This is a genomic window from Rhodococcoides kroppenstedtii (genome assembly GCF_900111805.1).
In the GTDB taxonomy this organism is placed as follows: Bacteria; Actinomycetota; Actinomycetes; order Mycobacteriales; family Mycobacteriaceae; genus Rhodococcoides; species Rhodococcoides kroppenstedtii.
The window spans coordinates 91,617-117,548 of the sequence record NZ_FOJN01000010.1; the positions used below are offsets into that span (position 1 = coordinate 91,617).

29 protein-coding genes and 1 riboswitch are annotated in these 25,932 nt (G+C 67.5%); of the genes, 24 read left to right on the plus strand and 5 right to left on the minus strand.

Annotation, left to right across the window (positions count from 1 at the left end; all coding sequences use genetic code 11):
- Positions 1-8: 8 nt before the first annotated feature.
- The 15 genes from BMZ18_RS12705 (at position 9) to BMZ18_RS12770 (ending at position 14,520) form a co-directional block, all read left to right on the plus strand.
- On the plus strand, positions 9-1,016 hold the full coding sequence (locus tag BMZ18_RS12705) for an ABC transporter permease (RefSeq protein WP_068365594.1): 1,008 nt from the start codon (positions 9-11) through the stop codon (positions 1,014-1,016).
- On the plus strand, positions 1,013-1,837 hold the full coding sequence (locus BMZ18_RS12710; protein ID WP_244516523.1) for an ATP-binding cassette domain-containing protein: 825 nt from the start codon (positions 1,013-1,015) through the stop codon (positions 1,835-1,837). The genes BMZ18_RS12705 and BMZ18_RS12710 overlap by 4 nt, the downstream gene beginning before the upstream one ends.
- Positions 1,837-2,730 (plus strand): PfkB family carbohydrate kinase, encoded by an 894-nt coding sequence (locus tag BMZ18_RS12715; protein WP_068365595.1) that lies wholly within the window; start codon positions 1,837-1,839, stop codon positions 2,728-2,730. The genes BMZ18_RS12710 and BMZ18_RS12715 overlap by 1 nt, the downstream gene beginning before the upstream one ends.
- Positions 2,731-2,735: 5 nt before the next feature.
- Entirely contained in the window at positions 2,736-3,383 is a 648-nt protein-coding gene (locus tag BMZ18_RS12720; protein WP_068365610.1) for a nucleoside/nucleotide kinase family protein, read from the plus strand.
- 36 nt (positions 3,384-3,419) lie between these two features.
- Positions 3,420-4,415 carry a LacI family DNA-binding transcriptional regulator gene (locus BMZ18_RS12725; protein WP_068365596.1) on the plus strand — a complete coding sequence of 332 codons (996 nt, stop codon included), beginning with the start codon at positions 3,420-3,422 and terminating at the stop codon, positions 4,413-4,415.
- A 27-nt stretch (positions 4,416-4,442) separates the two neighbouring features.
- Entirely contained in the window at positions 4,443-5,465 is a 1,023-nt protein-coding gene (fbaA, locus tag BMZ18_RS12730) for a class II fructose-bisphosphate aldolase (RefSeq protein ID WP_068365597.1), read from the plus strand.
- 192 nt (positions 5,466-5,657) lie between these two features.
- The gene (locus BMZ18_RS12735) at positions 5,658-6,497 is read left to right on the plus strand and encodes an ABC transporter permease (RefSeq protein WP_068365598.1); all 840 of its coding nucleotides are present in this window, start codon (positions 5,658-5,660) and stop codon (positions 6,495-6,497) included.
- A complete protein-coding gene (locus BMZ18_RS12740; RefSeq protein ID WP_068365599.1) occupies positions 6,494-7,216 on the plus strand; it encodes an ABC transporter ATP-binding protein in 723 nt (240 codons plus the stop codon). The genes BMZ18_RS12735 and BMZ18_RS12740 overlap by 4 nt, the downstream gene beginning before the upstream one ends.
- Positions 7,217-7,253: 37 nt before the next feature.
- Positions 7,254-8,297 (plus strand): ABC transporter substrate-binding protein, encoded by a 1,044-nt coding sequence (locus tag BMZ18_RS12745; RefSeq protein ID WP_068365600.1) that lies wholly within the window; start codon positions 7,254-7,256, stop codon positions 8,295-8,297.
- An 18-nt stretch (positions 8,298-8,315) separates the two neighbouring features.
- A complete protein-coding gene (locus BMZ18_RS12750; RefSeq protein ID WP_074922225.1) occupies positions 8,316-9,422 on the plus strand; it encodes an LLM class flavin-dependent oxidoreductase in 1,107 nt (368 codons plus the stop codon).
- Between the two features lie 148 nt (positions 9,423-9,570).
- On the plus strand, positions 9,571-10,527 hold the full coding sequence (locus BMZ18_RS12755) for a hypothetical protein (protein WP_342028302.1): 957 nt from the start codon (positions 9,571-9,573) through the stop codon (positions 10,525-10,527).
- A 16-nt stretch (positions 10,528-10,543) separates the two neighbouring features.
- Entirely contained in the window at positions 10,544-10,837 is a 294-nt protein-coding gene (locus tag BMZ18_RS20260) for a hypothetical protein (protein ID WP_211267505.1), read from the plus strand.
- Between the two features lie 154 nt (positions 10,838-10,991).
- Positions 10,992-11,621 carry a hypothetical protein gene (locus tag BMZ18_RS12760; protein ID WP_139203961.1) on the plus strand — a complete coding sequence of 210 codons (630 nt, stop codon included), beginning with the start codon at positions 10,992-10,994 and terminating at the stop codon, positions 11,619-11,621.
- Positions 11,622-11,734: 113 nt separating this feature from the next.
- Positions 11,735-14,173 (plus strand): AAA family ATPase, encoded by a 2,439-nt coding sequence (locus BMZ18_RS12765; protein WP_068365422.1) that lies wholly within the window; start codon positions 11,735-11,737, stop codon positions 14,171-14,173.
- Positions 14,170-14,520 (plus strand): hypothetical protein, encoded by a 351-nt coding sequence (locus BMZ18_RS12770; RefSeq protein WP_068365357.1) that lies wholly within the window; start codon positions 14,170-14,172, stop codon positions 14,518-14,520. Before BMZ18_RS12765 ends, BMZ18_RS12770 begins: the two co-directional genes overlap by 4 nt.
- A gap of 36 nt (positions 14,521-14,556) precedes the next feature.
- On the opposite strand, the gene BMZ18_RS12775 is transcribed toward BMZ18_RS12770, so the two are convergent.
- The 3 genes from BMZ18_RS12775 to BMZ18_RS12785 all read right to left on the minus strand — a co-directional run bounded on the left by BMZ18_RS12775 (position 14,557) and on the right by BMZ18_RS12785 (position 16,572).
- Complete coding sequence (locus BMZ18_RS12775) at positions 14,557-15,783, minus strand: type II toxin-antitoxin system HipA family toxin (protein WP_068365360.1); 1,227 nt, start codon at positions 15,781-15,783, stop codon at positions 14,557-14,559.
- Positions 15,780-16,037 carry a helix-turn-helix domain-containing protein gene (locus BMZ18_RS12780; RefSeq protein WP_068365362.1) on the minus strand — a complete coding sequence of 86 codons (258 nt, stop codon included), beginning with the start codon at positions 16,035-16,037 and terminating at the stop codon, positions 15,780-15,782. The genes BMZ18_RS12775 and BMZ18_RS12780 overlap by 4 nt, the downstream gene beginning before the upstream one ends.
- A gap of 118 nt (positions 16,038-16,155) precedes the next feature.
- The gene (locus tag BMZ18_RS12785; protein ID WP_068365365.1) at positions 16,156-16,572 is read right to left on the minus strand and encodes a DUF1801 domain-containing protein; all 417 of its coding nucleotides are present in this window, start codon (positions 16,570-16,572) and stop codon (positions 16,156-16,158) included.
- 101 nt (positions 16,573-16,673) lie between these two features.
- Between BMZ18_RS12785 and BMZ18_RS12790 the strand changes: the two genes are divergently transcribed.
- The 3 genes from BMZ18_RS12790 to BMZ18_RS12800 all read left to right on the plus strand — a co-directional run bounded on the left by BMZ18_RS12790 (position 16,674) and on the right by BMZ18_RS12800 (position 20,268).
- Positions 16,674-17,360 (plus strand): haloacid dehalogenase type II, encoded by a 687-nt coding sequence (locus tag BMZ18_RS12790; RefSeq protein ID WP_068365368.1) that lies wholly within the window; start codon positions 16,674-16,676, stop codon positions 17,358-17,360.
- 146 nt (positions 17,361-17,506) lie between these two features.
- Positions 17,507-17,599, plus strand: a riboswitch (TPP riboswitch).
- Positions 17,590-18,360 carry a 3-oxoacyl-ACP reductase gene (locus tag BMZ18_RS12795; protein ID WP_068365423.1) on the plus strand — a complete coding sequence of 257 codons (771 nt, stop codon included), beginning with the start codon at positions 17,590-17,592 and terminating at the stop codon, positions 18,358-18,360. Its footprint overlaps the riboswitch before it by 10 nt.
- 159 nt (positions 18,361-18,519) lie before the next feature.
- A complete protein-coding gene (locus BMZ18_RS12800) occupies positions 18,520-20,268 on the plus strand; it encodes a TerD family protein (RefSeq protein ID WP_068365371.1) in 1,749 nt (582 codons plus the stop codon).
- 25 nt (positions 20,269-20,293) lie between these two features.
- Here BMZ18_RS12800 and BMZ18_RS12805 read toward each other — a convergent pair whose 3' ends face one another.
- A complete protein-coding gene (locus tag BMZ18_RS12805) occupies positions 20,294-20,710 on the minus strand; it encodes a glyoxalase/bleomycin resistance/extradiol dioxygenase family protein (protein ID WP_068365374.1) in 417 nt (138 codons plus the stop codon).
- Positions 20,711-20,814: 104 nt separating this feature from the next.
- Between BMZ18_RS12805 and BMZ18_RS12810 the strand changes: the two genes are divergently transcribed.
- From BMZ18_RS12810 to BMZ18_RS12835, 6 genes are all read left to right on the plus strand, one after another.
- Entirely contained in the window at positions 20,815-21,771 is a 957-nt protein-coding gene (locus BMZ18_RS12810; protein ID WP_068365377.1) for a helix-turn-helix transcriptional regulator, read from the plus strand.
- A 48-nt stretch (positions 21,772-21,819) separates the two neighbouring features.
- Complete coding sequence (locus BMZ18_RS12815; protein ID WP_068365380.1) at positions 21,820-22,659, plus strand: SDR family oxidoreductase; 840 nt, start codon at positions 21,820-21,822, stop codon at positions 22,657-22,659.
- 69 nt (positions 22,660-22,728) lie between these two features.
- The gene (locus BMZ18_RS12820; RefSeq protein ID WP_068365383.1) at positions 22,729-23,019 is read left to right on the plus strand and encodes a hypothetical protein; all 291 of its coding nucleotides are present in this window, start codon (positions 22,729-22,731) and stop codon (positions 23,017-23,019) included.
- Positions 23,006-23,959: a WXG100 family type VII secretion target gene (locus tag BMZ18_RS12825; RefSeq protein WP_074922226.1), complete on the plus strand. Its 954-nt coding sequence runs from the start codon at positions 23,006-23,008 to the stop codon at positions 23,957-23,959. Before BMZ18_RS12820 ends, BMZ18_RS12825 begins: the two co-directional genes overlap by 14 nt.
- A complete protein-coding gene (locus BMZ18_RS12830; RefSeq protein ID WP_068365389.1) occupies positions 23,956-24,411 on the plus strand; it encodes a hypothetical protein in 456 nt (151 codons plus the stop codon). Before BMZ18_RS12825 ends, BMZ18_RS12830 begins: the two co-directional genes overlap by 4 nt.
- 58 nt (positions 24,412-24,469) lie before the next feature.
- Positions 24,470-25,168 carry a hypothetical protein gene (locus BMZ18_RS12835; protein WP_068365390.1) on the plus strand — a complete coding sequence of 233 codons (699 nt, stop codon included), beginning with the start codon at positions 24,470-24,472 and terminating at the stop codon, positions 25,166-25,168.
- Positions 25,169-25,272: 104 nt separating this feature from the next.
- Here BMZ18_RS12835 and BMZ18_RS12840 read toward each other — a convergent pair whose 3' ends face one another.
- Complete coding sequence (locus BMZ18_RS12840) at positions 25,273-25,920, minus strand: response regulator transcription factor (protein ID WP_068365392.1); 648 nt, start codon at positions 25,918-25,920, stop codon at positions 25,273-25,275.
- Positions 25,921-25,932 lie beyond the last annotated feature (12 nt).

Genomic DNA, 25,932 nt, shown 5'->3' on the forward strand with positions numbered 1-25,932 from the left:
GTCGTCCCATGACCAGCAGCAACACCGCCGTCGCCCCGGCGACGGAGAAGCCCCCGGTGTCGAGCCGGTTCACGGTGGGCAACATCCTCCGTGAACCGCTCCTCGGCCCCATGGTGGCCCTGGTTCTCGCCGTCATCGTCTTCAGCGCGATCTCGGACTCGTTCCTCAACCCGCAGAACGTCTCGCTGATCCTGCAGCAGTCGGTCGTCGTCGGAATCCTCGCTGTCGGACAGACTCTCATCATCCTGACGTCCGGCATCGACCTCTCCATCGGTGCGGTCGCCGTGTTCGGCACCATCGTGATGGCGCAGACCGCGGGCGCCAACGGCCCGATGGTCGCGCTCGGGTCGACCCTGCTGGTGTGCCTCGCGTTCGGGGCGATCAACGGCGGTCTGGTGACGGTGCTCCGGCTACCCCCGTTCATCGTCACCCTCGGCACCTTCACCGCGATCCAGGCGGCGACCCGCCTGCTCGCGGGGTCGGAGACCTACCGGGTGGAGCAGGGCCCGCTGACGTTCCTCGGCACCTCGTTCAAGATCGGCTCCTTCTCGACGACGTACGGCGTGGTCGCGATGCTGCTGGTCTACCTGGTGATGTGGTACGCGCTGTCCCAGACGTCGTGGGGCAAGCACATCTACGCGGTGGGCGGTAATCCGCAGGCGTCCAACCTCTCCGGTATCAAGTCGGGGCGCGTGCTGTTCTCCGTCTACATCGTCACCGGGGTCATCGCGGCCATCGCCGCGTGGGCCGCGTTGGGCCGCATCCCGAATGCCGATCCGAACGCGTACCAGAACGCCAACCTCGAGACGATCACCGCGGTGGTCATCGGTGGGACCAGCCTCTTCGGTGGTCGCGGCGGCGTCATCGGCACGCTGGTCGGCACCCTGATCGTCGGCGTGCTGCGCAACGGTCTCACCCAGGCCGGCGTCGACAGCCTCTACCAGAACATCGCCACCGGCATCCTCGTCATCGTTGCGGTGGCCGTGGATCAGTTCGCCCGCAGGAGGTCTCAGTGACGACGGTGGAGAATCCCGGCGGTACGTCCGGGAGTGCAGCCACGGGCGTCCCCGTGCTCGAAGCGCGCGGACTGGTCAAGCGGTACGGCAACGTCACGGCCATCAACGGTGCGGACTTCGAGCTCCGTGCCGGCGAGGTCCTGGCCGTCATCGGCGACAACGGCGCCGGAAAGTCCAGTCTCATCAAGGCTCTCGCGGGTGCGGTGATCCCGGACTCGGGCGAGATCCTCATGAACGGGACGGTGCAGTCCTTCAAGAACACTCGTGACGCGCGGGCCGCCGGTATCGAAACCGTGTACCAGGACCTCGCCGTCATCCCGGCGCTCGACATCGCGTCCAACCTGTACCTCGGACGCGAGATCAAGCGAAAGGGTGTGATGGGCAGTGTGTTCCGTCGTCTCGACATGCCGCGGATGCGGCAGGAGGCGTCGCAGCACCTCGCCGATCTGAAGATTGGCATCAAGTCGGTGAACCAAGCGGTGGAGACCCTCTCGGGTGGCCAGCGTCAGGGTGTGGCAGTGGCGCGTGCGGCGGCGTTCGGTCGCGGCGTCATCATCATGGACGAGCCGACGGCGGCCCTCGGTGTGCGGGAGTCGGGGATGGTCATCGACCTGATCCGGTCGATCCGTGATCGCGGCATCCCCGTGGTGCTCATCAGCCACGACATGCCGCACGTGTTCGAGGTGGCCGATCGCATCCACATCCACCGCCTCGGCAAGCGCGCCGGTGTGGTGGATCCGAAGCAGCGCAGCATGTCCGAGGTGGTGGCGCTCATGACCGGCGCCACCGAACCCACCGACTCGGAACGCGCTGGTCTGTAGTGACACCTCCCCGCGGCGTCTTCGTCGGACTCGCGACGCTCGACGTGATCCACCGCATCGCGGCTCCGCCCGCGGTGAACCAGAAGATCACGTCGAGCGCGCAGTTCGTCGCGGCCGGTGGACCGGCCGCCAATGCGGCGGTCACGTTCGCCGCGTTGGGCGGACAGGCCGTTCTCGTCACGGCGCTCGGTGACGAGCCGGTCGCCGACCTGGTGCGGGCCGACCTGGCGCGCCACGGTGTGGAGGTGCACGACGCCGCGGCGGGCACGGTGCGACCCGTGCCCGTCTCGGCGGTGTCGGTGGTGGAGACGACGGGCGATCGATCCGTCGTCTCGCTCGACGCGGTGGCGTCCGAGGCCACGCCACCGCCCGATCTCGACGACGTCCTCGGCGGTGCCGACGTCGTCCTCGTCGACGGCCATCACCCCCGCATCGCTCGTGCCGCAGCCGAGTCGGCGTCGCGGACGGGCAGAAGGGTCGTCGTCGACGCCGGCCGGTGGAAGCCGGTCATGGCCGATCTCGTCCCGTGGGCGTCGGACATGGTGTGCTCGGCCGACTTTCGTACCCCCGGTTCGGACGACGCCGAAACGACCGCGTCGTCGCTGATCGACGACGGCGTCCCGACGGTCGTCACCACTCACGGCGGCGACCCCATCCGGTGGCGCGTGGGCATGGAATCGGGCTCCGTCGACGTGCCCGCTGTCACGGCCGTCGACACGCTCGGTGCGGGCGACGTCTTCCACGGCGCGTACGCCTGGTTCTCGACGGACGGTGAGAGCAACCTCACCGACCGTCTCGCGCGCTCGGCGCGCGTGGCTGCTCTACGGTGCTCGGTGGTGGGACCGCGGTCCTGGATCGAACACGTTCCCTCCCTCGACTTTCGAAAGCGGTGACCGTCATGAGCGGCCAGGACGTGCAGGACGCCTCGTTCGACGAGCTCGTCGCGTGGGCGAGTGCGCTGGCGGTGCCGGGTCAGCGGCGCATCCTCGGCCTGACGGGTGCTCCCGGTGCGGGCAAGTCGACGGTGGCGGCGGAGCTTGTCGCGGCCCTCGGGTCCGACCTCGCGGTCCTCGTCCCCATGGACGGCTTTCATCTCGCCAACGAGGTGCTGATCGACCTGGGTCGTCGGGACCGCAAGGGCGCCCACGACACGTTCGACGACGACGGGTACGCCCGACTGATCGAGACCCTCCGCGCGCAGCCGACGGACGCACCGCTGGTCTACGCGCCGCGCTTCGACCGGGACCTCGAGGAGTCCATCGGCTCGGCCGTGCCCGTGCGTGGCGATGTGCCCCTGGTGGTCACCGAGGGCAACTACCTCCTGCTCGACGTCGACGCCTGGCCGCGCGCCCGTCGTCACGTCGACGAGGTCTGGTTCCTGGCCCCGGACACCGACATTCGGCACGAGCGCCTTCTCCGTCGCCATCTGTCCTACGGCAAGACGCCACAGGAAGCGTCGTTCTGGACGCTGGGGTCCGACGAACGCAACGCCGAACTCATCACCTCCACCGCGGTGCACGCCGATCGCGTTCTGCGATTGCGATGACGGTCGTGTCGTCGACGTCGCTTTGGGTGGCCTGACATGGCCACCATGGGCGATGTCGCGCGCCTCGCCGGGGTATCGGTGTCCACGGTGTCGCACGTGCTCAACGAGACTCGCAAGGTCAACGCGACCACGCGCGAACGCGTCGAGTCCGCCATCGCCGAGACGGGCTACCGTCGCAACGTCGTCGCGCGGTCGCTGGCGGCGGGGCGCACGCACACCATCGGCCTGTCGATCTCCGCGCTCACCAACCCGTATTTCGGCAGCCTGGTGCACGCCATCGAGGAGCGTCTCTCGGCCGCCGGTCTGGTGATGTTCCTCGGGGATTCGCACGACGATCCGGCGGCGGAACGACGCGTCGTCGATTCGTTGCTCGACCGACAGGTCGACGGCATCATCGTCGCGCCGTCGGCGGACGCGGAACGGAAGACCATCCCGACGATCCAGGCCAACGGAACGCCGTTCGTCCTCATCGACCGTGGCGTCGAGATCCCCTGCGACCAGGTCGCTCCGGAGAACGTCGAGTCGGCCGCGCGGCTGACCGAGCACCTGCTCGATCTCGGCCACCGCCGTATCGCGGTGGTGCGCGGTCTGGTCGGCATCACGTCGTCCACCGAGCGGATCGACGGGTTCTTCCGCGCGATGGCCGACCGTGGAGTCGCGATCGATCCCCGCTACGTGCTCGACGGCCATTCCCGTGTCGACGACGCAGAACATGCTGTGCGCGAGGTGTTGTCCGCTTCCGATCGGCCCACCGCCATCGTCAGCCTCAACAATTCCATGACCATCGGCACCGTGAAAGCCGCTCGGGCACTGGGTCTTGATATCCCGTCCGACGTCGCGCTGGTGAGTTACGACGACTTCGAATGGTCGGACCTGTTCGAGCCGCGCCTCACCGCCGCGGGGCAGGACGTCGGCACCATGGGCCGTGCCGCCGTGGACATGCTGCTCGAACGGATCGATGGGTACGACGGGCCGGCGCGCCGTGTGCAGGTGCCCACCAGCTTTCATCACCGCAATTCCTGCGGGTGCTGAACCACTCTCGACCAGAACAGGATTCCCATGCCGATCGCGACTCCGGACCAGTACGTCGCCATGCTCGACCGGGCCAAGGAGGACGGGTTCGCGTACCCGTCCATCAACGTCACCAGCTCGCAGACACTGAACGCTGCGCTCCAGGGCTTCGCCGACGCGGAGAGCGACGGCATCATCCAGGTGTCGGTGGGGACGGCGCTCTACCTGTCGGGCAACCGCGTGCAGAACCGGTTCGCCGGGTCGAAGGCGTTGGCACTCTACGCCCACGAGGTGGCGGCGCACTATCCGGTGACGGTGGCACTGCACACCGACCACTGCCCGGCCGATAACCTCGACGACTGGGTGCGCCCGCTCCTCGCTGACTCCGTCGAGCGACGAAGCCGCGGTCTCGACCCGCTGTACCAGTCGCATATGTGGGACGGGTCCGCCGTGCCGCTCGACGAGAACCTCTCCGTCGCACGGGAACTGCTGGACCGTTCGGTCGAGGCGAACACGCTGCTCGAGATCGAGGTCGGTGTCATCGGTGGCGAGGAGGACGGGGTGAGCCACGAGATCGACGAGAAGCTGTACTCCACCGTCGACGACGCCCGCGCCACCGTCGCCGCACTGGGAGTGGGAGAGCGGGGGAGATACCTGACCGCGCTGACGTTCGGCAACGTGCACGGGGTCTACAACCCGGAGTCGGTGCACCTGCGACCCGAGCTGCTCGACGAGATTCAGACCGTCGTCGGCGGCGAGACCGGCCGGGACAAGCCGTTCGACCTGGTGTTCCACGGCGGGTCGGGGTCTTCCGCGGAGGACATCGCGGCGGCCGTGCGGGCCGGCGTCGTGAAGATGAACATCGACACCGACACCCAGTACGCGTTCACGCGGTCCATCGCCGGCCACATGCTGAGCAAGTACGACCAGGTGCTCAAGGTCGACGGCGCCTACGGCAACAAGAAGGCCTACGATCCCCGCTCCTGGGGCAAGCCCGCCGAGCACGCCATGGCCGCGCGGGTGGTGGAGGCGACGCAGATGCTGGGGTCCGCCGGGCGGGCGATGCGCTGAGGCCGCGGCCTCCCGACCTGCCTGGCTGCACACAGGTCGCCCGAATCGACGGCATACCGCCGATTCGTGTGAATTGTGTGCGCCTGCGCAGTTAGAGCGAGATCGATTCACCGCGATTTCAACTGTGGCGTTTCCTCCCGATTGCGCCGATCGTCGTCGGGTCGGTGTTCGGTCGATCGGAAGGCACGCCCCATGGTTGTCACGTCCTACGCGGTTCCCACCGGAACCGTGCGCGGGACCGCGGCGTCGGAACCCACCCGCGCGCCGTCCTGGTGGCAGCGCCGCCGGTGGACCGTGCTGCGTGCGCTGTCGCCGGTGGCGATCCTGCTGCTCTGGCAGGTGGCGAGCGCCGCGGGTGTGCTGTCCGAGCGGGTGCTGCCGGCCCCGTCGCTGATTCTCGACGCCGGATGGCAGCTGACGACCAGCGGCGAGCTGGCCCACGCACTGGCCGTCTCGGGAACCCGTGTAGTGCAGGGACTTCTGCTGGGTGGTGTCATTGGTGTCCTGCTCGGCACGATCGTCGGGCTCTCCCGGTTCGCCGAGGCCACCGTCGACCCGCCGCTGCAGATGCTGCGCGCGCTGCCCCACCTCGGGCTCATCCCGCTGTTCATCCTGTGGTTCGGCATCGGCGAGACGCCCAAGATCCTGCTCGTCGCCCTCGGCGTGGCGTTCCCGCTGTACCTCAACACGTTCTCGGCCATTCGGCAGATCGACCGCAAGTTCCTCGACACCGCTGTGGTGCTGGGCTTCTCGTGGTGGCAGCGGTTCACCGTCATCATCGCGCCGAGCATCGCCCCGCAGCTGCTGGTCGGCCTGCGTCAGTCCCTCGCGATTGCGTGGCTCTCGCTGATCGTCGCCGAGCAGATCAACGCCGAGTCCGGGCTCGGGTACATCATCAACAACGCCCGTGACTTCCTGCGTATCGACGTCATCATCTTCGGTCTCGTGGTCTACGCGCTGATGGGCATCGCGACGGACGGCATCGTCCGCATTCTCGAGAAGCGCTCGCTGCGCTACCGGTCGGAGGCATGAGCATGACGACCACCACGTCCGTAGCGACGCTGTCCGGAATCGACAAGTGGTACGGCGACTCTCACGTGTTGCGCTTGGTGGACCTCGAGGTCGGCCGCGGCGAGATCGTCGCGCTGGTCGGCCGGTCGGGCTCCGGCAAGTCGACGATCCTGCGGGTGCTCGCCGGACTCTCCACCGACCACACCGGACGACGCGACGTCGCCGGCCACCCCGCCGTCGCCTTCCAGGAACCACGCCTGTTCCCGTGGAAGAGCCTGCGCCAGAACGTCTCCTACGGGCTGAACACGGCCGGGGTGACCGGGGAGCCGGCCCTGACTGCCGCCGACGCCACGCTCGCCGAGGTGGGCCTGGGCGACAAGCTGAACGCTTGGCCGCTCACCCTCTCCGGTGGGCAGGCGCAGCGCGCCGCGTTGGCCCGCGCCCTCGTCGGCGAGCCCGAACTGCTGCTGCTCGACGAGCCGTTCGGCGCGCTCGACGCGCTGACGCGGCTGTCGATGCAGTCCCTGCTGCTCGACCTGTGGTCCCGACACCGCTTCGGCATCCTGTTGGTGACGCACGACGTCGACGAAGCCGTCGCGCTCGCCGACCGTGTACTCGTCCTCGAGGACGGTGCTGTCATCGACTCCGTCCCCGTCTCGCTCGATCGTCCCCGCGACCGCGGGACCGCCGAGTTCTCCCGCATCCGCAGCCGCCTCCTCGGCGCGCTCGGCGTGCACTGATCGTTCCTGTTCACCGATTCCGAAAGTAGCCCTCTCCATGTCGTCGTCCCTCCGTGCGCGTTCCACGCGGACAGTCGCTGCCGTCGCCGTTCTGGCCCTGAGCGTGGCCGGTCTCGCCGGGTGCGTGTCGCGGGAAAGCGCCACCGCGTCGTCGGACGCGCCCGCCCTGGTCTCGAACGACCAACTCTCGACCGTCACACTCGATGTCGGCGATCAGAAGGGCGGCACCGAGGCGCTGCTGCGTGCATCCGGTGAGCTGGAGGGGACGCCGTACGCCGTGGCGTTCTCCACCTTCACGTCCGGCCCGCCGCAGGTGGAGGCGGCCACCGCCGGGCAGATCGACTTCGCCGTCACGGGCAACACGCCGCCGGTCTTCGGCGTGGCGGCGAACGCTCGCATCAAGATCGTCTCGGCGTACACCAACGACGCGAGCGGCGATCAGATCCTGGTCCCGCCCACCTCGACCGCGACGACCTTCGCGGATCTGAAGGGAAAGAAGATCGCCGTCGGCAAGGGCTCGTCGGCCCACGGCCACGTCCTGCTGCAGCTGCAGAAGGCCGGCCTGACTCTCGACGACGTGCAGCTAGTCTTCCTGCAGCCGGCCGACGCATCGACGGCGTTCTCGTCCGGGGACGTCGACGCATGGGCCATCTGGGACCCCTACACCGCGATCGCGCAGGTGCAGAACGGATCCAAGACTCTGACCACCGCCGAGGGCGTCGCCAACGGCTACGGCTTCGGCATCGCCTCCCAGCAGGCGCTGGACGACGCCGCGACCAATACGGCGTTGCAGGACTTCGTCGTTCGCCTCGCCAAGGCATCGGCGTGGGCCGACGCCAACCCGGCCGAGTGGGCTGCGGCCTACTCCGCGGCCGTCGGCATCGACCCGAAGGCCGGCGAACTGGCGCAGGGCCGCAGCCAGCGTCCTGCCATCGCACTGGACGACAGCGTCGTCGAGTCCGAGCAGACCTTGTACGACGCCTTCGTCGACGGTGGCGCCATCCCGGGTGGCAACCGGTTCGCGGACTTCGTCGACACCCGCTACAACGACGCGGTCGCTCAGGCGACCACCTCTAACTGATCGCAGGAGTTCTCACTCGTGACCGCACGCATCTTCTGGTTCCTTCCCACCGCCGGTGACGGCCGCTCGATCGTGGGGGCGTCGCACGCGTCGTCGCATCGCGTCGAGCCGGCCGGGTTCCGACGGCCGTCGCTCCGCTACCTCACCGAGGTGGCGCAGGCCGCTGACCGCCTCGACTACGAGGGGGTGCTGACACCGACGGGCACCTGGTGCGAGGACGCGTGGCTTACGACGGCGGCGCTTCTGCAGGCGACGCGGCGGCTGAAGTTCCTCGTCGCGTTCCGTCCCGGCTTGACCCCACCGACGCTCGCTGCGCAGCAAGCTGCCACGCTGCAACGCTTTTCGGAGGGGCGGGTGCTGTTCAACGTGGTGACCGGCGGTGACGATGCCGAGCAGCGGCGGTTCGGTGACTGGGTGGATCACGACCGTCGCTACGCGCGCACCGACGAATACCTCGACCTCGTGCGCCGCATCTGGACGGAGGACTCCGTCGACCACGACGGCGAGTTCTACCGCGTCGAGGACGCGCGGGTGTCGGAGGCGCCGGATCCGTTGCCGGAGTTCTGGTTCGGTGGGTCGTCGGACCCCGCCCTGGCCGTCGCCGCCAAGCGGGTGCAGACCTACCTGACGTGGGGCGAGCCGCCCGCCGCCGCGAAGGCGAAGATCGAGCGGGTGCGTGCCCTCGCCGACGCGGAAGGCCGGAAGCTGACCTACGGCATCCGGTTGCACACCATCAGCCGTGACACGTCGGAGGAGGCGTGGGCCGTCGCGCAGCGTCTGCTCGACGAGCTGCCCGACGACGCCGTCGACAAGGCTCACCAGCTGCACACGGCGTCGCAGTCCGAGGGGCAACGTCGCATGGCCGCCCTGCACGGCGGCAGCAAGGACTCGCTCGAGATCTACCCGAACCTGTGGGCGGGGGTCGGCCTCATTCGCGGCGGGGCGGGGACCGCGCTGGTGGGCTCGCACGAGGAGGTCGCGAACCTCGTCGGCGAGTACCACGACGCCGGGTTCGACGAGTTCATCCTGTCCGGTTATCCCCACCTCGAGGAGGCGTACCACTTCGCGGAGGGGGTGCGGCCGATTCTCGACCAGCGTGGGGTGACGGCGCCGGCGAGGAGGTAGGGGCAGCGGGCGCGAACGTCGCGGGTCGCGTGTGTCGGCGGCCGATTCGGTCGCCAACGACGCGTTGGGGGGTCCGTTGGCCGCAGTCGGGAGACGGTGTGTCGGACGCTTCGGTTAGCCTGACGGCCATTCAGGGGAGGAATGGATCATGGCAACAGGCGAAGTAGTGGTACCGGTGTGGGCTCTGTCAACGGAGCCCGAGGCCGACCCGGTGTTGGCCGACAAGGACAGCCTCACGGCTGAGCGGCTTGCGGAATTGCGTACGGTGCTGGCGACGATGGCCGACACCCCTGTGGTCACGCTCGAGGCCCACGACGTTCCCCGTGATCTCGACCGCCGGGCCGGAATTCGGTTGGACAAGGCAAGCCCGCTTGCCTCGCAGCTGGCAATGCTGGTCAAGAACACTCCGAAGGTCACGGCCGAGGTCGACAGCGAGACCCTGTACCGAATGGTGGTGCCGGCGAAGGTGGCCGGCCAATTCGGAAGTGGACTGGTCAAACCCATGATCGCCAAATCCGTGAGCGCCGGCATCCGGTCACCGTTGATCGGGAAGGCGGGCATTGTCGGGCAGGCGGCGTTCGTTCCCGTGACGGGTGGAACAGTCGCGAAAGCCGGTGCTGCTGCCGGCGCTGCCGGAGCAATGACGGTGGCCGCCCCGTTGGTACTGGCCGCTGTCGCGGCTGGACTCACCATGCATGCGGAGAAGAAGCGAACGGACGCACTGGACAACATGGCCCGTTTGCTCGACAAACTGCACGACGACGCCCTGGCCGGTGAGCGGGATGCGTTGAACGGTTGCGTCGACGCAATCGAGAAGGCGACGTCGATTCTTCTCGACCGTGGGCGGGTCGGGGCATCGCTCGGGCTCGATTCGGCGGCCCACGCGATCAGTACGGCAATGTCGAAGGCGGAGGCTCGGCTGACGAGCTGGCGTTCGAAATTGGGTCAGATCGGTGGTACCCGAGTGGAGTTGTCCGCGCTGAGGGAGACGTTCAAGGGCATCGACGAGGAGGGGGGGGGAGTTCCGAACCCACCTCGAAATCGCGGCGTTGGCCATTGCTCTGAAGAAGCGGGTCATCGTCCTCCAGGCGGTGGAGCACGCTGAGCTGAACGAGGGGAACGTGTTCCAGAACTTCACCCAAGCGTTGCGGGCGGACCAAGCCAGGGTGATGAAGCTGGAGACAGGTATCAGTGAATTCCTGGGCGAACTGTCCGAGGTCCGACTCGACCGATCGCACGGTGTACGCGACATCGTGTTTCGCGCGAGCGAGGTCGACAAATTGCTGGAGGCGTCGTACCGGATCAGAGCGATCGGATCTGGTGTCGACCCCGGAGGTGAGCTCGCCGACGTCTCGATCGACATGGTTCAGGAGCGCGACGGCTCCGTGGTGGTGTTCCCCGCTCAGGCTTCATGAGCATGTGAACACGAGCCAGAGGTAAAGGACGATCCGAAGAGTGTGGAACCCATTCGACCGGCGCACCGACAATCGGCGGGCACTCGATGCTGTGGTGTCGGGACTGCCTCGCCCCGCGTGGGTCGACGACAATTCGCATCGGTCCTCCCGGTTCGTGCACGACGCCCTCGTGGGGTGGAGCGGTTCGCACCCCAAGACGCGTCCGAGGGGCGGGATGCACGGCCTTCGTCGGTATCTCGCCCGTCAGCCGCGGGTGACAGCGGGTGACATCGCGGAACTCGAACAGCTGCGCCGCAGCGAATGCGGGTTCGCACTTCACGCGGTTGTGGTCCTGGCGTCGCTTCTCGATTCGTTCGATGTCTGGTCTGCGAGCGAAACATCTCATCGTGTCGTTCCACTCGACTTGGCGCATGAGGTGCGCTCCGTCGGTCTGAGCGCCGGACAGCTTCAGCGGGCAATCGACGAACTCGGCGACAGGCCGGGCGCGAACCTGGCCGACAACGCGCGCGTTCAGGAACTCTATGTGGCGCGATCCGAGGCCCTGGCTGATCGGATGCGGGCATTGATCAGCCGAGTGAGTGCGTTCAGGGCATACTTCGACGGGGTTGCCCACATTCAGCGCGATCTCGAAGCTCTCCGATGGATTGCGCGACACGGGGAATCCCACAGGAGCGAGTTCGACGCACAGGCGGTCGACGAATCTCGTGCGGCCGACCTCGCCGCAGCACGTGAATCCATGCGCACGGATGCCGAGGAGATGGCGCGATGGAAACAAGATCAGTAGTCCGGCCTGCATCCGTCCTCTGGGACTGACAACGGGAGCCCGGGTTTGCCGATGCACGTCGTACCCCTGTGCCACGGTGGTTCCGAGCACCAACCGAGTCTGAAGGAGTGTCGGTGACCGAACCCGTAGTGGACAGGCCGTTGACGGACGATGTGCTCGAGGCCATCGACGCCGACACCGATCTGGCGGATGCCGCCAAGTATCTGGTGATGGCGGCACTGGAGGGCGACGACGCCCTGGCCGGGCTCCTCGACGGGACGTCCATACCGCAACCGAGAACACCGTCGGACGTCGAGGCAGCGGAGCCGGTGGGGGCCTTCCTGACCTCGATCAGCGTCGCGGGTTTTCGCGGGATCGGGCCGAAAGCCGTCTTGAACCTGCATCCGGCACCGGGAATCACGGTCGTCAGCGGGCGCAACGGCTCCGGTAAGTCCAGCTTCGCCGAGGCACTCGAGTACGCCGTCACGGGGAAGAGCTACCGCTGGGAGAACAAGGCCAAGCTCTGGCGGGATTCCTGGCGCAATCTGCATCAGGCGACCCCGTGCGAGGTTCGGGTCGGTCTCACCGTCGAGGGGGCCGAGCCCACCGTCGTCGGGGTGGACTGGGCCGACGACGCGCAGCTCACCGATTCGGTCACCTGGACACAGCAGGGAAAAGGCAAGCGCCGCAGTGGCACCGACGACCTCGGGTGGAACGCCGCAGTCGAACTGCACCGGCCCATCCTGTCCTACGACGAGATCGGGGGACTGGTCGAGGACAGTCCCTCCGCGTTGTACGACGCGCTGGCCACCCTCCTCGGCCTCGAGGAGATAACGGACGCCGAGAAGCGCCTCGCCGCAGCACTCAAGGCGGCGAAGGTGCCACGGTCCGAGGCGTCCGCCGGCTTGCGTGAACTCAGAGCACTGGTCGCGGACATCGACGACGATCGCGCCCGGTCGGCGGCCACCCTGCTCAAGAAGCGAGCCCCGGACCTCGACGCGCTGCTCGCCCTGGCCAGCGGTACCGACAACGCCGGGGCACAATCGCTTTCGGGTCTTCGGGCGATGGCGGAGCTGTCCGTCCCCGAGCCGGCGCGAGCGGAGTCGGTCGCGACGATGCTGCAGGCGGCCGTCACTGCCGCCGTCGATGGCGCTGACGACTTGTCTGCCGCCGTCGCACGGCGCCACGACGTCGTCGAGGCCGCGCTTGCGCTGCACGACGAATCCGGCGACGGGCCCTGCCCGGTCTGTGGTGTCGGGGAACTCGACGCGGCCTGGGCAACGCGCACGCGGACCGCGTTGGCCGACGAGAACGAGGCCATGGCCGACTATCAACGTTGTCGACGAGACCTTGACGACGCCCGTCGGTCGGCTCGCGCTCTGATAGACCAGCTCGTCGACGTCGTGGACGACGACGGCCTCGACCCGGTCGTGGTGAGCGCCTACCGCGCCGCGGTCGGTGCAGCGCGCGCCGTGCCGACGGACGCCGCAGAACTTCCGAATCACCTCAGGTCGACCGTGCCGGCTGTCGTGGAGGCGGGGCACGCCGTGCGCGCCGCCGCCACCGCGGTTCTGACGGCACGCGAGGACCGGTGGGCCCCAGTCGCCGGTCGTATCGGGGCGTGGGTCACGCTCGAAGCCGACGCTCGGACGCGAGACGCTGACGTGGACAACCTCGACGCCGCAAAGAAGTGGATCACCTCCCACGCCGCCGATTTGCGCAATCGTCGCCTCGAACCCATCGCCGCACAGGCGCGCGAGATCTGGTCGGAGCTGCGCCAGGAGAGCAACGTCGACATCGGGTCGATCAGTCTGCAGGGCAACAACACCCGTCGAAAAGCGGTGCTCACGGGATCGGTCGACGGCGCACCGTCCGAAGCGTTGGCCGTGATGAGTCAGGGTGAACTGCATGCTCTCGCGCTCGCGCTCTTCATCCCGCGGGCGACCACGCCCACCAGTCCATTTCGCTTCATCGTGCTCGACGACCCCATTCAGGCCATGGACCCGGCGAAGGTCGACGGGTTCGTCCGGGTGCTGTCGAGGCTCGCCGCGACGAGGCAGGTCGTGGTCTTCTCGCACGACGACCGGTTGGCGACGGCGATTCGGCAACTCGCCGTCGACGCCCGCCTGATCGAAGTGACCAGAGCTACGGGTTCGGCGGTGACGGTGAGCGAAGCGTCGAACCCCGCGACGCGCTACGTCGACGACGTGTTCGCTCTGGTTCGAGACGAGAACGTGCCGGACGTCGTCAAGCGTCGTGCCTGTCCCGGGCTCTTCCGGTTGGCTTTGGAATCGGCTGCGCAACAAGTGTTCTACGCGGAGCAGTACAGGACCGGCGCGGGCCGCGTGGAGACCGAGAAGCGGTGGAGCGAGGCCGGTTCGACCCGGAAGCGTCTCGCCCTGGCCGCACACGGGGACGCCGAACGTGACCTCAGTGGATGGTTGTCGTGGCGAACGGAGCGTCACCCCACGTTGCGCATCGCGAACGCCGGAACACACGGCACCGACGTCGTCGTGGATGACATGGCGGTCAAGGACCTGCGCAGCATGGTCAAGGGAATCCTGAACCCGTGACCACCCAGCCGGCCCTGTCGCTCGCCCACGCCGAGCGACTTCTCGACAGCAGCGGTGTCGCGACGCCGCACTCCGCCCGTCTGGCGGCGGTGTTGGCGCGCCAGGCGTTGGAGGAACTGGTGTCCACCCGGTGCGCGGAACTGGGCGTCGCGGTTCCCGACGCGACGATGCGGTCGAAGCTCGTCATTCTGCGCGCTCTCGACTCGCAGGATCGTGCCGACGCGGCCGCTCTGGCCTGGAACCGACTCAGCAGCGTGTGCCATCACCACGCCTTCGAACTGTCGCCGACCGTCGTCGAGGTTCGTCACCTCTGTGCGGCGGTCGCGACGCTGCTGAAAGGCCCCTAGGTAGTGACCTGATCGTGCCTTGCCCGCGATGTCCGGTCAGGAACTCAGGTCGTCGCACCGCTGACGTATGACACGGGCCATCCGTGCTGCTGTCTTGTCGTCGAAGCCGATCGCGCGGAGGCCGTCCACAGCGGCACGGACCCCGTGTACGACGTCGTCGAGAACTCTCCCTGCTGCTTTGGTCGGGATGAGGTGCCGGGCCGCACCGTCCAGGACGTGCCGGCGATTCCAACGGTTGTTGCGCCCGTAGAAAGTGAGAGCCATCGGGTCGTCCCACCCCATGTAAGGCTGCGTGCACAGCAGGTCGTAGGCAGGAGTGACTTCCCAGTGCCCGCGAGGGTGTCGGCGAACGGAGTAGTTCTTTCCGTGCAGATCACCGTTTCCGATGGCGTACGAGTAGACGGTCAGCCTCAGTAAGTCGAGCGTGGCCGCGCGAGCGGAACCGCCGCCGCGCTCGACGACGGACGACAACGAGTCGAACACCGTCTCGCTCTTCATTCGATACTTCGCCGAGGGATACAGGGCGTTGATCTGGCATGCGTCTTCCTGCGCCAGCGCGGAATCTCCGTCCCGGTCGAATCGCTGGACGAGCAGTCCGGTGACTCCGCGGTCGTCGGTGATCATCTGTGTCCGCGGAACGGTCAACCCGCACGTCTCGGCGACCGTCATGAAGAAGTGTTCGTTCTCCACCAAACGCGGAAATCTGTTGGTAGGAGCGAGTTTCAGGATCGCTGCACCGCGTGTGGTCGACACGGGGGACGTGTGCATCTGAGCCGACACTTTGCCCTGCACCCCCGGCAGGCTTGCTCGATCGACGGTGACGGACTCGGGCCCGGACAATCTGTCGAAGAGGGCGCGAAGGTCGGGGACACGGTCATTGGGGTCGATGGTGCCGCTCCGCGTGGTCAGACCGGTCGATTGCGGTACGACCCGAACGTCGCCGACGGTGTCGGAACCGACCGCGAGGAGGATGGTGAGGTGATCGTCCTCGGACGTTTTCATTCCGGCGACGATGCCGGACAGGCGAATCCCCTCGGGGAGAAGGCCGGCGAAGAACGGGGGCACACTGCCTGCACCCGCACTCAGCTGGGTGATCGTTTTCGGGATGGTCCATGCGACGGCGTCCGTGTTCGGGTCGTCTCGGTAGGCGTCGTCGTACGAGAACACGACGTCGTCACCCGATCGGGCCAAGGTGCCGGCAAGAACGCCACCTTTGTAGACGTCGGCGCTGGCAACGTGCCGGAGGTCGACCTGCGCGGTCATGGGTTCCGGCCGTCGACGACAGTGCCGGCGCGCGTCATGAGGACCAGGTCGCACCCCAACGCGTCGGCAATGGCTTGGACGCCGTCGATCTGGGCGGAGTCCTTGCCACCCTCCACGGCCTGAACGGTCGACCGGCCGACCCCCGCCAGCAGGGCGAGCTCAGATTGAGTCAACCCGAGCTGGAGACGTCGGGCTACGAACGAGCGCGCGAGCGGTGGGTTGTCCGGGCGTCGCGATCGGCGGGGTGTCGCCATGGGTCCCCCTGTGCTTGCGTTCGGAAGCGTTGGAAGGAATGTACGGCGTCGATCTCTGTCATTCAAGGCTTAAGCTTGCTGACGCAAGCATGGAGTCGCAGGCTCGGGTATCGCGAGTTCAGTAATCGTCCGGGCGTGCCCACGCGATCACGACGAGCTGCCGCAACACGTCGAGGTCGATCCGGTCGAGCGACTTGACGTACACGCAGCCCGCTCCTTCGGTGTACGTACCCAGCGACGGGAGTAGAGCAGCCCCGTCGGGAAGGTCCTTCAGCCCGTAGAGCGAAAGCTGCGCCTTTCGTGGCGAGAACGCAACCCGCGGCCAGATGCCACGCGTCCGCGGGTTGGCCGGTGAGGCATATCGGTAGCTGCCGTACCCGACCATCGACGGTCCCCACATGACCGGGTCGGTGCCGGTCACCTCGCGGAACAGGTCGGCCAGCCGCAGGCCGTCCACCCGTCGGCGAGCAGGGGTCGCCGCAGCAAGGAAGTCGGCAACACTGGCATCGGTCGGCTGGGTCTTGATCTCGGCCACGGACGCATCATCACATGAGCAAGAACGGCGTCGGCATCTGTTCGAGCGGGTGCCAGCGTGCCGTCGCTTTTCCAACAGCTCGCAGTCGGGTAGCCGCGAGTATGACCACCCCAGCCGCACCCAAGGTCTTCGTCTTCGACGTGGTCGGAACCCTCGCAGATCTGCAGCCCGTGGAGAACCGCATGCAGGCCCGCGGACTCCCCGCCGGCTCGCTCGACCCGTGGTTCCGCCACATGCTTCGCGACGCCATGGCTCTCACGTTGGCGGGGGACTACCGCCCGTTCCCGGACGTCGCGGCGTCCGCGCTGCGCAGCCATACCCGCGGGGCGCTGTCCGACGACGATGTCGAATGGATCCTGGGCGGCTTCTCCGAGACTCGACCCCACCCCGACGCCGTGCCTGCCGTCGACGCCGCACTGAAAAGCGGGGCGCGGGTGTTCGCGCTGTCCAACGGTGCGGCGTCGTCGACCGAGGGCTTTCTCGACCGGGCGGGGATCCGCGACCGGGTGGAGCAGATCCTGTCGATCGACGACGTCCGCGCTTGGAAGCCGTCGCCCGCGCCCTACCGCCTGGCCGTCGAGCGGGCCGGGGTGCCCGCATCGTCGATGGCCATGATCGCCGTGCACGGGTGGGACCTGCACGGCGCCAGTCGAGTTGGTCTGCGCACCGGGTGGTGTTCCCGCGAGGAGGGCGTGCTGACGCCGGCGTTCGCGCGCCCGGACGTCGTCGCCGACAGGCTCGACGACGTCGTCCGGGGGCTGGCGACCCCGAGCGTCACCAGCGAGTGACGGCGCCCTCGATCCGCCCCGCCCATCCGTCCATCACCGTCGCGATGCTGCCGCCGGACGGCTCGCGATACGCCGACGGGGACAAGTCTCCGACAACCCTGAGCAAGGCCCGCGGCTCTCTCCCGCGCCCCCGTCGTGGTTGCATGGAACTCGACACGGGGTGCCGGGCGGCCGGCTGAGAACACACCCGTCGAACCTGACCGGGTCATGCCGGCGGAGGGATGTCGAGATGGCGACAGCGATCGCTGATCAGGTGGTGCTCGTGACCGGTGGCGCTCGCGGCCTGGGTGCGTCGATCAGTCGGGCGTTCATTGCCGAGGGTGCCCGCGTGGTCGTGAACTACCGTCGCAGCGCGGAGTCGGCACGGGCGTTGGTCAGCGAATTCGGGGCTGACCGGACGTTCGCCGCGCGGGCTGACGTCACCGTCGACAACGACGTCGTCGACATGGTCGAGGCGGCACGGGAGCACTTCGACTCGCCGGTCACGACCGTCGTCAACAACGCTCTCGTCGACTTCGTGTTCGACGGCGATGCCCGCGCCTCGGTGGAGACCATCGAGTGGGACGCGTTCGACCAGCAGTTCAGGGGTTCGGTCGCCGGCGCGCTCAACACGACCAAGGCCGTGCTGGCAGGTATGAGAGAGGCCGGATTCGGCCGAATCGTCACCATCGGAACGAATCTCGTGCAGAACCCCGTCGTCCCATACCACGATTACACGGCTGCGAAGGCGGCCCTGTTGGCACTCACGCGCACGCTCTCCGCCGATCTCGGTCCCGACGGGATCACCGTGAACATGGTGTCCGGCGGCCTTCTCCGAACGACGGACGCCAGCGCCGCCACCCCCTCTGCCGTGTTCGACATGATAGGCGAGAGCACCCCGCTGCGCCGGGTGACGACGCCGGCCGAGTTCGCCGACGCCGTCCTGTTCTTCGCCTCACCGTGGGCGCGGGCGGTGACCGGTCAGAACCTCGTCGTCGACGGCGGGTTGGTCAAGGATTGACGCCTCGGCCCGATCTCCGACACGCGAAGTGCTGAGCGGTCCACAGCGCGGCCGAGATCGCGCGTGACTTGACTGCGCTGTTCCAGCGAGCAGTTCCACTGACGTAGGTTCAGCCGAACCCGAAGGTTCGGTCCGTTTCCGTGCGAGAGTGGTCGCGTGATGTTCAGAACGCCGGCGGCCAGCCCCGATCGTTGGGTGGTGGTCGACGTCGAGACGTCCGGCCTGAAGGCGCACCGGGACCGCGTCCTCAGCGTCGCGGCGATCACGTTGGACGACGACGGCAGGGTGGGCCAGGAACTGTCCACCCTGATCGACCCGGGGTGCGATCCCGGTCCTGTTCACATCCACGGTCTGACGAGGGAGCGTCTGCGTGGAGCGCCGCGTTTCGACGAGGTGGCGCCGCACCTGATGACCCTGCTCGCCGGCCGCACCATGGTGGCGCACAACGCCAGTTTCGATCACGGGTTCCTCCACCGTGAACACCTCCGTGCCAAGGTGACGATGCCGACGGAACACCGGTTGTGCACCCTCGCTCTGTCCCGTCGGTTGCAGCCCGATCTCGAGAATCACACGCTGTCCACGCTGGCGCGGAGGTGGAAGATTCGGCAGTCTCGGGCCCACGACGCGTACGACGACGCACGCGTACTTGCCCAGATCTTTACGCACAGTGCGCGATTGGCGCGCTCGCTCGATCTACCGTTACCCGTGGTCGCCTGCACCGAACGCATATCGGTCTACCCCGACTCCATCCCGCGAACTCCATGCCCGTGGCGGAATCCCGGTCCGTTGGACCCGACGGTCGGCCTGGTGCAGGGCATGCGCGTGGTCATCAGTGGCGACACCCGTGTTCCGCGTCTCCGACTCGCCGAACAACTCACCGCCGCCGGCCTCGACGTGATGAACTCGGTCAGTCGCTACACCAGTGTCGTGGTCTGTTCGGATCCGTCGTCGGACAGCGTCAAGGTGCGTCGAGCCCGTGAACACGGACTCCAGGTGGTCTCCGAACAGCGAATCCTCGATCTCGTCCGCACAATTCGGCCCGGCACGCCGAAGGCGGAGCGGACACCGGCGGTCGTCGTCGCACCGAAGCCGACACCTATCGTCGGTCCGTGGGCTAACCGCCGCGTCCTGGTGATGGGCGGAACGCACGGTGAGGCCGTTGTGATGCGTTCGCGTCTCGTGCAACTCGGCGCGCGTCCTGCCGTCAACCTCCACGCGAGCGTCTCGGCGGTGTTGATCCTCGACGGCGGTGACGGGGATCCGAGAATGCCACGCGTCGTCGAGCGGGGTCTGACGGTTCTCGCTGCCGACGACGTCGATCGCGCCCTGAACCTGGACGTCCCCGCCGCGGCACCGCTGACCCCGCGCGAGGCCGAGACGACTTATGCGCCACAGCTTTCACGCGGGGCCGTCATCGACCTCGAGGCGTCGAGCACCGCGTTCACCATCGACGCCTCGTGGAACGCGTCGGGCCCGACGCTGCCGGTCGACGTGGTGGCGTTCCTGCTCACCCGAGACGAAGTGGTGTCCGAGGACGAGGATTTCGTGTTCTACAACGCCCCCGCAACGTCCGACGGTGCCGTCGCTCTGACGGTCGACGGCGATCGCGAGCAGGGTGTGCGTCTCGACCTCGCGCTGGTGCCCGACGACATCGAGCGCATCGTGGTCGCCGCCGCGGTTGACGGCGAGAACACGTTCGGCGACGTCGGTGCGGTGTCCCTGTCGGTCGCGGGTCCCGAAAGATCGATTGCCACAGCCGTTCTCGATGCGGCGACCACGGAGCGGACCCTGCTGCTTACGGAGGTGTACCGCCGGGGGACCGGTTGGCGCCTCCGTGCGATCGGACAGGGTTACGACGACGGCTTGGGCGCGTTGGCCGTCCGGTACGGCGTGGAGGTCGACGACTGATCGGTCGAAGCCGGGTGCACCGGGGTCACCACTGCGGGATGACGTCCAGAATCCACACGACGCCGAACTTGTCGATCAGCTTCCCGTACAGCGGCGAGAAGCCGACCGGGCCCAGCGGCACCAAGACCGTTGCCCCGTCGGACAATCCGGTGAAGGCCGCGGTGATGACGTCGGAGTCGGGACTGCGCAGCGCGCTGTAGAACGCGTTCTCGCCGGGGTGGTACTCGAGCGAGTCCTGGATGTCGTACGCCATGATGCGGAACCCGTCGGGCGTGCTCACCTCGCCCCACGCCACCTGATCGGCCTGATCGGGCCCCTGGCCCGACGGGGTGTCGCCGTACGGAAAGGCCGTCAGCTCGCCGCCGAACACCGACTGGTAGAACTCGAGCGCCTCGCGGGCGTTGCCGCGGAGGTTGACGTGCAGTGCGCTGACGATGGTCACGGTGAGTCCTTGCTGTCGAGGTTTCGGCCTCGGTGGCCGCTGCAGACCACGTTCTCAGTGATATAGGTCAGATCCTGTCCTAGTGGTGCGCGATAGTGGGACGCATGTCGGAACCGTCGTCGCGGATGCTCGCCTTGCTCTCGCTCCTGCAGCTGCGTCGGGAGTGGTCGGGGACCGTGCTGGCCGACCGCCTCGGCGTCACCCCGCGCACCATCCGGCGCGATGTCGACCGGCTCCGCGAGCTCGGGTACTCGGTGTCCGCGGTGCGGGGTTCCGAGGGTGGATACCGACTCGACGCCGGTGACGCGGTACCGCCCTTGTTGCTCGACGACGACCAGGTGATCGCGTTGACGGTCGCGCTGCAGATGGTCCCAGCGATGGGTGTCGACGTCGGTGACGCGGCGGAGCGCGCCCTGGCCACGGTGCGACGGATCATGCCCGATCGAGTACGACGCCGCGTCGACGCCGTCGAATTCGCCTCGATGTCGACAACGGTCGACCCCGTCGATGCGGAAATCCTTCGCTCGATGGGCGAGGCGACGCGGGCGCGGGAAGTGGTGCGCTTCGATTACGTTGTTGACGAACAGAACTTGCCGGTGGGTCTTCCGCGCCGGGTGGAACCGCACGGCGTCGTCGGGGCCGGGTCGAGGTGGTACGTGGTCGGTTTCGATCTCGACCGGGACGACTGGCGTCTGTTCCGCGTCGATCGCATGAGACCGAAGATGCGTACCGGCGTGACGTTCACGGCGCGGGAGATCCCCGGTGGGTCCGCGGCGGAATTCGTCCGTCGCCACTTCCGCGGGACCGCATCCGGGGAGTGGGCGTGTACCGGAGAGGCGACGGTCGTCTTGCCCGCGTCGGCCGTCGCGCCGTTCGCCGGTGACGGCACCGTCGAGAGCCTGGACGACGACCGCTGCCGCGTGCGGATCGGCGCGTGGTCCTGGGCCGGGGTAGCGGCGTCACTGCTGCGTTTCGACGCTGCGTTGTCCGACGTCGAACCCCCCGAGTTGGTCGACGCGATGCGGACGATGGCCGGCCGCCTCGAAGACGCCGTTCCCTAGCCTCACGGGCACTCACCTTCGTCGTGTCGGCCGCCGTACGCTCGGCTCATGACGCCGACCATTGCTGTCACGGGTTCCACCGGTGCGGTCGGGGGTGCAGTAGCGGCACTCCTCGCGGACTCTGGAATGGCGATTAGATTGCTGGTTCGTGACGTGGGTCGGGCACCGGCGATCCCGGAGAGTGCCGTCGCGCAGTGTTCGTACGACGACGCGGATGCATCGATTCGAGCCCTGCGCGGCGTCGATGTTCTGTTCATGGTGTCGGGGTCGGAGAGCGCGACTCGACTCGACGAACACCGGACATTCGTCGACGCCGTGGCCGCGGCAGGGGTGCGACATGTGGTGTACACGTCGTTCTTCGGCGCGGCCCCGGATGCCACATTCACGTTGGCGCGGGACCACTTTCACACCGAACAGCACATCGCAGCGTCGGGAATGGGCCACACGTTTCTGCGCGACAACTTCTACGCCGATGTGATGGAGCACTTCGCCGGCGAGGACGGCGTGATCCGTGGGCCCGCCGGCGACGGTCGGGTGTCGCTGGTGGCCCGAGCGGACGTGGCGCGGGTGGCCGCGGCGGTGCTGACCGACCCCGCGTCACACGTCGGCACGTCCTACGACCTCACCGGCCCCGAGGCACTGACCATGGCAGAGGTGGCCGCCACGATTGCCGAGGTGCGGGGGCGGGCGGTGACGTTCCACGACGAGACTCTGCAGGAGGCGTATGCGTCGCGGGCGCGGTGGAACGCGCCGGACTGGCAGAACGACGCGTGGGTGTCGACGTACACCGCCATCGCGTCGGGGGAGTTGAGCCGGGTGAGCGAGGATGTGGAGCGGGTGACGGGGCGGCGTGCGATGACGTTGCGCGAGGTGTTGCGCGCGGGCTGATGTCCGCTCGCACAGATTGGCGGAACCGACGGGGGCCGTGCTGCGTCCTACCCTCGGGGGTGAGGCGAGATGCTCGTCGATGCTGACATCGAGGCCATGCAGTTCGTCAGTCGCACCGTTCTCGTCGAGGCGGAACGATTCACCGCGGTGCCCGCAGCGCGTGCCGTGGTTGCGATGCCGGGCGCGGCCACGGCAGCGGCGATGGTGAGGGCGGACACGCGTCTGTCGTCTGCGGTGACAGAGCTGGCTGCCGGCGTTACGGCGACGGCCCGGTCGGTGGGGGAATCCGCGGTCGGGTACGACGCCGTGGACTCCGCGAATGCAACCCGACTCGGTGGGGTCGTGCATGGCGGTCTCTGAGGCCGTTCTCGATAGAGCGACCGTAGAGGCCTGGGAACCGGCGGCGTTGCTGAGCGACGCGACCGGGATCGCCGACGTCGCGCTCTCCGTCGAGCTTCGCGCCGCGGCCTTGGATACCGGTCTGGGGCAACTGCGTGGCGCTTGGAGCGGCGAAGCCGGGGATGCAGCGGCACGCAGCCTCCAGCGCCACGTGGATGCTGCCCGGCAGCTCTCTCGTGGAGCTCGTGCGCTCGAACGCGCGGTCAGTGACGGCGAGGCGACCCTCGACCACGCGCGGACGCAGCTCCTGGACGCCGTTCTGGCCGCGGAGGCGGCGGGCTGCACGGTCACCCCCGAGTGGTCGGTGGCCGGTCCACCCGACGCTGTCGAGGTGCACGCCGCGGTGGTCTCGTCGCAGGTGCGGGCCTTGATGGCTGCGGACGAGTCGGTCGCTCGGTCGATCGACGATGCGTCGCGGACCTTGGGCGACACTCGTGCGCGGACCTTCTTGTCGGTCGCGATCGGTATCGCGTGGGCTGTGGACGCGGCCGTGAGTGCCATGATTGCGGCGGGGGTTCTGTCGGCCGGAGCGATCGCATTCGCGTTGGTCGACAGGTTCGGAATCGAGGCGTGGGAGAGTATTCGCGAGGCCATTCCGAATGCATTCTTCGAAAGTTCCGGCCCGATCGACGAGGCTGGCGTGCGTGAGGCGGTTCAGTCGGCTACTGAACCAGGGAAGAACCCGCCGTTCCGTCAGGTGGACACTCCGGCGGAGGTGGCTTCGATCTACGACAGAGTGGCCTCTGAAGGGCGGGTGCTCGACGTCGGACGTTACCCCGGGACCGGAGTGGTTTTGCCGGACGGGACCGAGTTGCGGTACCGACAAGACAGCAAGTCCGGAGGTCCAACAATGGACATACGCTATCCCGACGGTTCGATTGTGAAAGTGCATGTGAAATGACTGATATCCGACTCGAGAATTTTCTACTCTCCTCCCTGGCTGAGGACTGGATGTCGTTCGGGGAGTTCCTGTTCTTTGCCGGGCGAATTACTCCTCGAACATCGGCTCCCCCCGACGTCGCGGAGGTCGTTCGAGATCTGGCAACACGTGGGTTGATCGAGCTGGGCGGCTGGTCCGACGACGGCCGTTTCGAGGTGTGGGACGTGTCCGTCGACGAGGCGCTCCACCGCATTGCGCACGGGTACCAGGGGGAGGCCGGGTACCTGAACGGGAATACCGAGGTCCTCGGCCGAACCGAAGTGTTCAGGGCGAACCTGACCGCGCTGGGGGAGGAGCGGCTGTCCGAACTCGGGGACCCGTACGACAACTACGGTGACCCCTGGTCCGAGGTCCCGCATCTGCGCATCGCTCGTACGGTGCCACCGTGGCGCGAAGTCGACGACCGTCCGTGATGTCGGAGCAATCCTCTACGTTCCGTGCACTCGGACGCACCGCACCCCAGGAGTCACGATGACCGGTCCTTCGAACTCACTCGTTTCCGTTCTGCTTCACCACTCGGCGTCGAGGCCGTCGATCGTCGACGCCATGTACGGCGGCTTCAGCCGCTTCGCCCAGGCAGAGCGCCGTCGATCGAGCTCGACCATCGTCGAACTCGCGCAGCTCGACGACCCTGACGAGTCGGACTACGGGCCGGGTTACTTCGAGATGGACTACGAGGCGGAGTCCTTCGGCGGGGCCGGACTTACAAGGCTCCAGGGGTTTCCGCGAAGGCCAACCGCGTTGTGCGACGAATTGGGCAAATGGATCACGGCGGTGGATGCGCTTCACTCGATACTGACGGCGGAGAACCGGCCGGGGGCGGTCACCGTTGTGGTTCTGACGGCCGGGCATGCCGTTGCTGGCCGTCAATGGTCGCTTGACGACGTGCGCCGACTCATCGAGCGGCAGGAAGCAAAGTTCGGCTGGGACTTCGTCCTTCTGGGCGCCAACATGGACGCGGTCGAGACGGGGGCGAAGATGGGCTTCGCCCGAAACAAGTCACTCACGTTCGACGCGTCGTCTGCGGGTATCGACTCGGCCTTCTCCGCTGTGTCGCACTATCAGATGCGAAAACAGGAGGCTGGTACACAAAGAATCGCGGGGTTCTCCGACGAGGATCGTCGGCGCGCGTGTCGACGCTTCGCTGCAGTGTCACGGCGACGTCGGTAACAGGGAGGTCTTTGTAGCGTGCCGCGCTCGGGATCGCGACTGGTGCAGAGCCCGAATGATCGCGTTGGACAGCCGTGGCGCACCAACGGCTGCTTGCTCACGAGCTACTCGACCAGTCCGCACCGAAAGGCCGTGAGTGCGGCTCCGACTCGGTTGGACACCCGCAGCTTGTGGTTCACCGACGCGAGGTGGGACTTGACCGTCGTCTCCGACATGAACAACCGCCGCGCGATGTCGGCATTCGTGGCGCCGGACGCCATGACGGCCAGCACTTCCCGCTCGCGATCCGTCAGCGAGTCCAGAGCGACCGTCGGTCGCTGCGACGGTGAGTGTCGAACGATGCGGCGTAACGAGTCCTCGGAGAAGAGGGTGTTGCCGGCCGCGACGGCCCGGACCGATTGGTGATAGGTCTCGGGCGGCTCGGATTTGCTGAGGAAGCTGTGGGCACCGGCTTTGACGGCTTCGACCACCAGGTCGTCGACATCCATCGCCGTCATCGCGACGACTTTCGGCGGATCCGGCATCGTCATCAATGTCCGTGTTGCGTCGAGCCCGCCAACACGTCCCATCATCAGGTCCATCAGCACGACGTGCGGGCGCGTGGCCTCCACAGCCGCGGGGACCTCGTCGCCGTCGGACACCGACCCCACGACGACGATGTCCGTGGTCGCCGCGAAGATGTCTGTCATTCCGCGCCGGACGAATGCATCGTCGTCGACAACGAGAACGGAAATCTGCGCTTCGGAACCCATGATGCGTCGACC

Coding starts and splice junctions, on each gene's coding strand:
- BMZ18_RS12705 (WP_068365594.1), top strand. CDS start 9: ATGACCAGCAGCAACACCGCCGTCGCCCCGGCGACGGAGAAGCCCCCG.
- BMZ18_RS12720 (WP_068365610.1), top strand. CDS start 2,736: ATGAGCGGCCAGGACGTGCAGGACGCCTCGTTCGACGAGCTCGTCGCG.
- BMZ18_RS12725 (WP_068365596.1), top strand. CDS start 3,420: ATGGCCACCATGGGCGATGTCGCGCGCCTCGCCGGGGTATCGGTGTCC.
- fbaA (WP_068365597.1), top strand. CDS start 4,443: ATGCCGATCGCGACTCCGGACCAGTACGTCGCCATGCTCGACCGGGCC.
- BMZ18_RS12735 (WP_068365598.1), top strand. CDS start 5,658: ATGGTTGTCACGTCCTACGCGGTTCCCACCGGAACCGTGCGCGGGACC.
- BMZ18_RS12740 (WP_068365599.1), top strand. CDS start 6,494: ATGAGCATGACGACCACCACGTCCGTAGCGACGCTGTCCGGAATCGAC.
- BMZ18_RS12745 (WP_068365600.1), top strand. CDS start 7,254: ATGTCGTCGTCCCTCCGTGCGCGTTCCACGCGGACAGTCGCTGCCGTC.
- BMZ18_RS12755 (WP_342028302.1), top strand. CDS start 9,571: ATGGCAACAGGCGAAGTAGTGGTACCGGTGTGGGCTCTGTCAACGGAG.
- BMZ18_RS12775 (WP_068365360.1), bottom strand. CDS start 15,783: ATGACCGCGCAGGTCGACCTCCGGCACGTTGCCAGCGCCGACGTCTAC.
- BMZ18_RS12780 (WP_068365362.1), bottom strand. CDS start 16,037: ATGGCGACACCCCGCCGATCGCGACGCCCGGACAACCCACCGCTCGCG.
- BMZ18_RS12790 (WP_068365368.1), top strand. CDS start 16,674: ATGACCACCCCAGCCGCACCCAAGGTCTTCGTCTTCGACGTGGTCGGA.
- BMZ18_RS12795 (WP_068365423.1), top strand. CDS start 17,590: ATGGCGACAGCGATCGCTGATCAGGTGGTGCTCGTGACCGGTGGCGCT.
- BMZ18_RS12800 (WP_068365371.1), top strand. CDS start 18,520: ATGTTCAGAACGCCGGCGGCCAGCCCCGATCGTTGGGTGGTGGTCGAC.
- BMZ18_RS12810 (WP_068365377.1), top strand. CDS start 20,815: ATGTCGGAACCGTCGTCGCGGATGCTCGCCTTGCTCTCGCTCCTGCAG.
- BMZ18_RS12815 (WP_068365380.1), top strand. CDS start 21,820: ATGACGCCGACCATTGCTGTCACGGGTTCCACCGGTGCGGTCGGGGGT.
- BMZ18_RS12820 (WP_068365383.1), top strand. CDS start 22,729: ATGCTCGTCGATGCTGACATCGAGGCCATGCAGTTCGTCAGTCGCACC.
- BMZ18_RS12825 (WP_074922226.1), top strand. CDS start 23,006: ATGGCGGTCTCTGAGGCCGTTCTCGATAGAGCGACCGTAGAGGCCTGG.
- BMZ18_RS12830 (WP_068365389.1), top strand. CDS start 23,956: ATGACTGATATCCGACTCGAGAATTTTCTACTCTCCTCCCTGGCTGAG.
- BMZ18_RS12835 (WP_068365390.1), top strand. CDS start 24,470: ATGACCGGTCCTTCGAACTCACTCGTTTCCGTTCTGCTTCACCACTCG.
- BMZ18_RS12840 (WP_068365392.1), bottom strand. CDS start 25,920: ATGGGTTCCGAAGCGCAGATTTCCGTTCTCGTTGTCGACGACGATGCA.